Here is an 8,372-nt window from a genome sequence, read left to right on the forward strand (position 1 = left end):
AAATAATTTGCTATGTTAAAAAAACATAACCAACTATTTTTATCAATTCTATTTTTTTCTGACCTGATTGTTGTTGCAGTATCTTGGGTGCTTGCTTATTATCTGCGTTTTTATTACATAAAAATAATTCCAGTCACAAAAGGGATTCCTCCCTTTGATGGTTATGTATTTCTCTTACTCTTTATCCTTGTAATTTCAGGCGGTATCTTTAGGTATTTTAAATTGTATATCCCGCGCCGCCATAGTTTAAATGTTGATGAATTTTTTTGCATCGTAAAATCAACGCTTGCAATAATCATTCTCACCGGTTTTATCACCTTTTTTTACAGAAACTATTCCTATTCACGAGTTGTAATGGTCTACTTCTTTTTCGTAAATGTATTCCTTATGACAACTGTAAGAGGAATTATCAGAAAGATACTCAAGTATTTTAGAAAGAAAGGATATAATATTCGCAGAATAGTTATCATTGGTACGGGAGAGGCGGGCGAAAGCTTTTATGAAAAAATTAACAGCCATCCTGAAATGGGTTTTCGTGTTGAAGGCTTTGTTGATGATACAATAAGAAAAAATACACCTGAGATAAGAAAAAAGTATCTTGGCACTATAGATGAAATAAGCAATATCCTAAAAAAACATAAAGTTGACCAGATATATATAGCCTTGCCTCTTAGTGATTACAACACCCTTCTCAGAGTTATGGGAATTCTAAAGGATGAAATGGTTGATGTCATTATCATTCCTGACCTATATCAGTTTATTACTTTGAATGCAGGTGTAGAGGATTTTATGGGCCTGCCAATCATAAATATTACAAGAAGCCCCCTTTATGGATGGAATAGTATTTTGAAGAGATTACTTGATCTTTCGATTTCTATTGTCGCCGTAATTGTACTTCATACAATTATCCCCCTTATGCCAATAATCTATTTAATTACTTTTATTACTTCAGGGAGACCAATCTTTTATAAACAGGAGAGAATGAGTTTAGACGGCAGAAGATTTATTGTCTATAAAATTAGAACTATGGTAGTGGATGCTGAAGCTGAAACAGGGGCTGTTTGGGCTGTCCCCAATGACAAACGTTCCACAAAGTTCGGCAGAATACTCCGCCGCCTAAGCCTTGATGAATTACCTCAACTTTTTAATGTTATTAAGGGTGATATGAGTTTAGTGGGTCCAAGGCCTGAAAGGCCTGTTTTTGTAAATGAATTTAAAAAAACAATCCCTAAATATATGTTAAGGCATAGAATTAAGGCAGGATGCACAGGTTGGGCACAGGTAAATGGATGGCGCGGCAATACATCGTTGGAGAAAAGAATTGAATATGACCTTTATTATCTTGAAAATTGGTCACTTTCATTTGACCTTAAAATATTGTGGTTGACACTCTGGAAGGGATTTATAAACAAAAACGCTTATTGACTTTTTTCTTTTTTCGATTATTAAATTTCCTTTTATATTGGCATAAAAGAAAAATTTAAAGATTAAATATCTGATATAACGGAGGTTAGGATGAATATCTGCGTAATCGGAACAGGGTATGTAGGATTAGTAACAGGGGCAGTATTTGCTGATTTAGGAAATGATGTGATTTGTGTCGATAAAATTGAAGAAAAGATAGAGAAGTTGAAAAAAGGCATAATGCCTATCTATGAGCCGGGCCTTGAAGAGATGGTAATAAGGAATTGCAAGGAAGGGCGTTTGTTTTTTTCAACGAGTATTAAAGAAGGAGTACAAAAGTCTGAAGTAATATTTATAGCTGTAGGCACACCTCCAAAAGAGAATGGAGAAACGGACCTATCTTATATTGAAGAAGCAGCTAGGGAAATAGCAGAAGCGATAAATGGGTACAAGGTTATTGTCAATAAATCAACTGTTCCAGTAGGGACAGGTGACCTCGTAAGGAATATAGTAGAAAAAAACAAAAAGATGGATGTGAAATTCGATGTTGTGTCAAATCCTGAATTTTTAAGAGAGGGCTCTGCAATCAGTGATACATTATATCCTGATCGAATTGTAATCGGTGCTCCATCAAAGGAAGTAGCAATGGTGCTTCTTGAACTTTATGCAACTTTGGAAAGGCCAATGATTATCACAGATGTTTATAGCGCTGAAACAATTAAATATGCCTCAAATTCATTTCTTGCTTTGAAAATATCTTTTATCAATTCTATTGCTAACCTCTGTGAAAAAACCGGTGCAAATGTCATCGATGTAGCCAAGGGTATGGGACTTGATTCAAGAATAGGTAAAAGCTTCCTTGATCCGGGTTTGGGCTATGGCGGTTCATGTTTTCCTAAAGACGTTGATTCTTTTATTTATACTGCTGAAAAATATGGCACAGATTTTGGAATATTGAAAGAAGCTGTTAAAGAAAACAAAAGAAGAGTTCCTCTCTTTTTGAATAAAATGAAGAGTGTTCTTAAGTCCTTTGAAGGAAAAACTATAGGTATACTTGGTCTTGCCTTTAAGCCTGATACAGACGATATCAGAGAAGCGAAATCCATTGAGTTGATAGATTCCCTCCTCAAGGAAAAGGCAACAATTCGAGCTTATGACCCTGCAGCTATGGAAAATACAAAAAAAGTCTTTCCTCAGATTACTTACTGCAATAATTCATATGAAGTTGCGGATGGCAGTGATGCTTTAGTGATTGTGACTGAATGGAGAGAATTTAAACAGCTTAATATGGATAGAATCAAATCTGTTATGAAGCAGCCAATTATTTTTGACGGAAGAAATATCTATGATGTGGATAGGAAGAAACAGCTTGGATTCAAATATTACAGCATAGGGAGAAAAAATGCCGAATAGTATGACAGGGTATAGTGAGGCATCCGTCAAAAAAAAAACTTTTCAAATCAATGTATCTTTAAAGTCTTTGAATCACCGCTTCTTTGAAGTTTCATCCTATAAAGCTCCGGATATTCTTCGAGCATTCGAAAAAGATGCAATTTCACTTCTCAAAAAAAATTTCTCCCGTGGCAGATTTGATATTTTTATTTCTGTAAAAACAACAGAGCTTTGCAAAAGAAAATTTGTAATTGATTTGCAAAGCGCCGAAAATTTTTATTCCACATTACAGGCTTTGAAAAAAACGCTAAATCTTGAAGGGGATATTTCAGTATCAGATTTAACGAGCCATATTGATTATTTCATAAGTGATGCAGGGGAAAAAGAAGATGAGCAAATGTTAAAATATGCTCAAGAGGCATTAATATTGGCTATAGAAAGATTGAAGAAATCACGCCGAAAAGAAGGCTCTCATCTTTCAGCAGATATAAAAATGAGAATGAAGGAAATTGGCAAAAGATTAAAAGATATTTCTAAACTTGCTTCTTCTATGCCCAATGCATATGCGGAAAGGCTTCGAAAAAGATTGAAAAAGCTGAATATGGGTAATGAGATAGATAATGAAAAGATTTCAGAGCTTGTAGCAATAACTGCAGATAAATGTGATATTTCAGAAGAAATTTCACGCCTCAAAATTCATCTCAAAAACTTTAATGATATAATTAAAAGCGACAATGAATGCGGGAAGAAACTGGAGTTTTATTTGCAGGAAATTCATAGAGAGATTAATACGGTTGGTTCAAAGGCAATAAAACCTGAAATAACTGAGAATGTAGTGCTTATAAAGGGAGAACTGGAAAAGGTTAGGGAACAAGTACAAAATATTGAATAAAAAAAGGTTATGAATGATTTTCTGATAAATATCGGTTTTAATAATATGGTAGTATCTTCAAGGATTGTTGCCGTTGTTTCACCTCTTTCCAATCCGATGAAAAGAATGAAAGAAGAGTCAAAAAATAACGGAAAATTAATTGATGTTACACAGGGAAGAAAGACAAGAGCTATAATCATTATGGATAGCGGACACATTATCTTGAGTGCTCTCAATCCTGAAACAATTTCACAGAGAATCAATGGTGAAGAATCAAAGAAAAAGATTTAGTCCAAGCAGATTAGCTTCCAAAAAAATTCCCTTGCTTATTATAGTTTCTGCTCCTTCTGGCTCAGGCAAGACTACAATATTAAAATATCTTTGTTCTATTAACAAAAACTTGAAGTACTCAATTTCATTTACAACGAGAGAAAAACGCAGAGGAGAAAAAAACGGCAAGCATTACCACTTTATAAAAAAAGAGGAGTTTTTAAGGCTTCGCAAAGAGGGATTCTTCGCTGAGTGGGCAAAGGTTTATGGAAATTATTATGGCACTTCCAAAAAAAGTATTCAGTCAATTTTATCCAAGGGATATGATGTTGTTATGGATTTGGATACAAAGGGAGCAAAAAGCATAAAAAAGATTTTTAGAAATGCTGTGACAATATTCATAATGCCTCCCACTATTGAAGAGTTAAAGAAGCGCCTTAAAAAAAGGAAAAGCGATTCAGACGCTGAGATAGAAAAAAGATTTAGTCTTGCTATGAAAGAAATTTCGCAAATATCCAGATATGACTATTTGGTTGTAAATGATAATGTAAGAGAGGCAGGTAAGAAAATTATTAAGATTATTGAAGCTGAGAAAAGTCGTGTCTCAAGGATTTTAAATGACTGACTTATTCAAGAAAAAAATCATACTTGCATCATCCTCGCCGAGAAGAATTGAACTTTTAAAAAAATTTGTTCCTTCCGTAAAAAATGACTCTGCTGATATTGATGAGACTCCGTATAAAAACGAAAGATGTGAAGATTTCGTAATAAGGATAGCAAAAGAGAAAGCTTATGCCCTTTCAAATAAGTATCCTTCGAGCTTGATAATTGCTGCTGATACAGTTGTTTATTTTAAAAACTCTATGTTAGGCAAACCATCAGACACCACCGAAGCAAAAGAGATGTTGAAAAGACTTTGTGGCAATCGTCACTTCGTCTACACTGGTTTATGTGTTTTAGATACTGAATCATCGAAATTTCAGACCGACATTGTTTCTACAGAAGTTTATATGGATACTCTTTCAGATGATGAGATTGAATATTATGTTAACAGCTTAGAGCCGCTTGATAAGGCAGGTGCTTATGGCATACAGGATATAGCTTCTTTATTCATAAGAAAAATCGATGGGGATTATTTTAATGTTGTTGGTTTACCTCTCTATAAATTAAAGAAAATCTTTGAATGCTTTGATATAAACCTGATTAAGATTGCCTCATTATCAAAGATGATAAAGAAATAAGAATAGCAATTAGTTAGATTTATGGAAACAGTTCTGAAAGTTAAAGTTATTCCGAAATCATCAAAGAAGGAAATTGTTTGTGACGGAATAGGAGGAATAAAAGTTAAAGTAAATGTGCCTCCTATCGAAGGCAAAGCGAACAAGGCATGTATAGAACTTTTGGCTCAGTATTTTAAAATTCCTAAAAGTAAGATAGAAATTATTGGAGGAACAAAGAGCAGGAATAAGATTGTAAGGTTTTTTGATATTGAAAACGATAAAATGCAAAAAATTAATGATTTCCTTAAATCTAAAAAGAAAAAGGGAGACACAATATGATAAGACCTGTTGTATGGAAAGACGGTGCTGTAATACTTCTTGACCAGACTAAGCTTCCATTAAAAGAGAAGTATGTAATCTGCAAATCCGTTGAACAAGTGGCGAGAGCGATAGAGACAATGATTGTCAGAGGAGCGCCTGCTATAGGTGTAACTGCGGCTATGGGAGTCGCTCTTTCAGCATATAGGAATCAATCTAAAAAGAGCAAAGAATTTCGCAGGCAAGTCTATAAAGATATCAAACGGTTATCAAAGACAAGGCCTACTGCTGTTAATCTTTTTTGGGCTCTTGAAAGGATGAAGAAATTGATTGATTCAAATGCGCAGAATGAAGATACATATGGGCTTGTAAAGAAGATTATCAATGAAGCTATTGATATTTGTAATGAAGACATCGAAATAAACAGGAAAATGGGACAATTTGGAGAAAAACTCTTTAAGTCAGGAGACACTGTTTTAACTCATTGTAATGCAGGTGCACTTGCGACAGCCGGATATGGGACAGCTTTGGGGGTAATTAGAGCAGCGGTGGAAAGGGGAAAAAAGATAAATGTCATTGCCGATGAAACACGGCCTTTTTTGCAAGGCGCGCGGTTGACAGCATGGGAATTGAAGAAGGATAGGATTCCGGTAACATTGATTACGGACAATATGGCAGGTTATCTTTTTAGTCAGGGGCTTATAGACAGAGTTATTGTTGGTGCTGATAGGATTGCAGCAAACGGTGATGTTGCAAATAAAATAGGCACATATAATGTTGCTCTTCTTGCCTACCATCATAAAGTTCCCTTCTATGTAGCGGCACCTCTATCGACCATTGATAGGAAGATAAAAAATGGAAGTGAAATTCCAATTGAAGAAAGAAAATTTGAAGAAGTAACGAAAATTCAAGGCAAACAGATTGCACCAAAAGGAGTCAAAGCAAAAAATCCGGCTTTCGATGTTACACCTTCAAAATATGTGTCGGCTATAATTACTGAAAAGGGTGTGCTAAGAAAGCCATATAGACGGTCAATAAAATCAGCATTTGAGAAGTAAAATAAGATTGGCGGAAAAAATCTCTAAAAAAGATATAAATTCCGGAATTGAGGTAAGGGTTAATTTCCGCTTACTGATAATGAAGAAATCTTGATAGCAGGTGCACCAATTCTTCCGATAAATCTTAATCTGTCTTCTACCATCTCGATGTGTTTAATCATTTCGATAATATTACCTGCTATCATAACGCCGCGCACCGGGAAGGATATTTTCCCATTTTCAATGAACATTCCTTCGACACCGAAAGAAAAATCTCCTGTTACAGGATTAGCTGTATGGACGCCCATTGCTTCTGTCACATACAGTCCCTTTGATATCGAAGAAACCATTTCATTAAAAGGTTTTGTTTCTTCTGCAGTTATGAATAGATTTGATATTCCAACAGAAGGTGTTGATTTGTAAGAGGGCCTAAAACCATTGCCTGTGGATTCACGATTTTCCTTGTTTGCCGTATAAGTATCATATAGAAAATTTTTCAGAATTCCCTTTTCTATGAGTTTTGTGCCTTGGACTGGAATACCCTCTGAGTCAGCAGGAAAATATGTAATTGCTCCGGGATGAAATCCGTTATCTTCAAGTGTTATGTTTTCAGAAGCAACAAGCTCACCTATTTTATTATGAAACATTGATTTGCCTTTTTGAACTTGGTCGGCACATAATGATGAAGAAAGAATTTGAAGAAATTCCATTGCAACAATGTTATCTAAAATTACAGGATAGAGACCAGTGGAAATGGGTTTTGCACCTATCATTCTCAAAGCTTTATTAGCGGCTTTTTTTCCTGTTTCTTCAAAATTCAGTTCTTCAAAGGAGCGTCCTGAATCAATTTCCCAGCCGCTTTCCATCACTCCTTTTTCTTCTGCAATGAATGTAACACTGCAACCGCACATTGTACCTTGTTGAAAATAACAAATGCCACTGGTATTATTTACATAAATCTCGAATTCGCTTTCTCTGTATGAGCTTTTATTTGTCTTTGTGATTCTTTTATCAACATTCAAACCGCTGCTTTCGATTATTTTAGCTGCTTCTATTTTTTCTTTTACATCTACTCTTTCTAAATCAACTGGATTTCTATCATATTGGGCATAGTTATAATTCCTATTTTCAGGAAGTCTTCTCGAGGATTCATAAGTTGAATAATCGAGACTTTTAATTGCATTTTCAATTATGTAATCAATTGCATCTGTAGAAGTGCCTGAACAGAAGGAAAATCCCATTTTGCCATCTTTAAAAATTCTGAGTCCTATTCCTAAATCGTCACTCTTTTCAAATGCCTTTATTTCCTGTTTTTCAACTTCAATTGAGAGACCTTTTGTCCTATTGATAAAAACCTCTGCTTGTAGATTGTTAATATTTTTTATTTTTTCTAAAACCTTTTTTGCTATTTTTTCCATTTCAACAGTTACCTAAATTTTTTTTATCATTGCAATTTCATCGCATTGAGGAAATTTGTGACATTTTATACATTCACCCCAAACTTTTTGTGGAAGTTTAGATTTATCAATATTTTCAAAGCCATTCAATTTAAAAAAATCCGGAACATAAGTTAAAACAAAAAGAGAAGAAATACCCATTTTTTTTGCTTCTTTAATAGTATATTTGACAAGCATTGAGCCGATGCCTTTTTTTGTTTCCCTTTTAGTTATTGCAAGTGAGCAGATTTCAGCAAGATTTTTCCAATAAATTTTAAGACAGCATGTCCCAATGATAGCCCCTTTTTTTTCAACAACAAAATAGTCCCTGATATTTTCATATATCTCACTAAGAGATTTTTTAATCATCAAACCTTTTTCGCTATATTCATTCACTAATCTTTGAATTGCCTCGGCGTCATTC

General features: G+C 34.5%; 10 protein-coding genes. 8 read left to right on the forward strand and 2 right to left on the reverse strand.

From position 1 onward, the window contains the following. Positions 1-12 precede the first annotated feature (12 nt). The 8 genes from D6734_02320 (at position 13) to mtnA (ending at position 6,533) form a co-directional block, all read left to right on the forward strand. Positions 13-1,425 carry an undecaprenyl-phosphate glucose phosphotransferase gene (locus D6734_02320; GenBank protein RMF97367.1) on the forward strand — a complete coding sequence of 471 codons (1,413 nt, stop codon included), beginning with the start codon at positions 13-15 and terminating at the stop codon, positions 1,423-1,425. 90 nt (positions 1,426-1,515) lie between these two features. Next, entirely contained in the window at positions 1,516-2,817 is a 1,302-nt protein-coding gene (locus D6734_02325) for a UDP-glucose/GDP-mannose dehydrogenase family protein (GenBank protein ID RMF97368.1), read from the forward strand. After that, positions 2,807-3,688 carry a YicC family protein gene (locus D6734_02330; GenBank protein RMF97369.1) on the forward strand — a complete coding sequence of 294 codons (882 nt, stop codon included), beginning with the start codon at positions 2,807-2,809 and terminating at the stop codon, positions 3,686-3,688. Before D6734_02325 ends, D6734_02330 begins: the two co-directional genes overlap by 11 nt. A gap of 9 nt (positions 3,689-3,697) precedes the next feature. Beyond that, positions 3,698-3,958, forward strand: coding sequence for a DUF370 domain-containing protein (locus D6734_02335; GenBank protein RMF97370.1), 261 nt, complete (start codon positions 3,698-3,700; stop codon positions 3,956-3,958). Beyond that, positions 3,930-4,562, forward strand: coding sequence for a guanylate kinase (locus D6734_02340; GenBank protein ID RMF97371.1), 633 nt, complete (start codon positions 3,930-3,932; stop codon positions 4,560-4,562). Before D6734_02335 ends, D6734_02340 begins: the two co-directional genes overlap by 29 nt. Further along, entirely contained in the window at positions 4,555-5,178 is a 624-nt protein-coding gene (gene maf, locus D6734_02345; protein RMF97372.1) for a septum formation protein Maf, read from the forward strand. Before D6734_02340 ends, maf begins: the two co-directional genes overlap by 8 nt. Before the next feature lie 21 nt (positions 5,179-5,199). Beyond that, positions 5,200-5,496 (forward strand): DUF167 domain-containing protein, encoded by a 297-nt coding sequence (locus tag D6734_02350; GenBank protein RMF97373.1) that lies wholly within the window; start codon positions 5,200-5,202, stop codon positions 5,494-5,496. Continuing rightward, the gene (gene mtnA, locus D6734_02355) at positions 5,493-6,533 is read left to right on the forward strand and encodes an S-methyl-5-thioribose-1-phosphate isomerase (protein ID RMF97374.1); all 1,041 of its coding nucleotides are present in this window, start codon (positions 5,493-5,495) and stop codon (positions 6,531-6,533) included. The genes D6734_02350 and mtnA overlap by 4 nt, the downstream gene beginning before the upstream one ends. 59 nt (positions 6,534-6,592) lie before the next feature. On the opposite strand, the gene D6734_02360 is transcribed toward mtnA, so the two are convergent. Continuing rightward, complete coding sequence (locus D6734_02360; protein RMF97375.1) at positions 6,593-7,930, reverse strand: TldD/PmbA family protein; 1,338 nt, start codon at positions 7,928-7,930, stop codon at positions 6,593-6,595. A 12-nt stretch (positions 7,931-7,942) separates the two neighbouring features. Beyond that, entirely contained in the window at positions 7,943-8,356 is a 414-nt protein-coding gene (locus tag D6734_02365; GenBank protein ID RMF97376.1) for an N-acetyltransferase, read from the reverse strand. Between the last annotated feature and the right edge of the window lie 16 nt (positions 8,357-8,372).

The organism is Candidatus Schekmanbacteria bacterium, assembly GCA_003695725.1.
Lineage (GTDB): Bacteria > Schekmanbacteria > GWA2-38-11 > GWA2-38-11 > J061 > J061.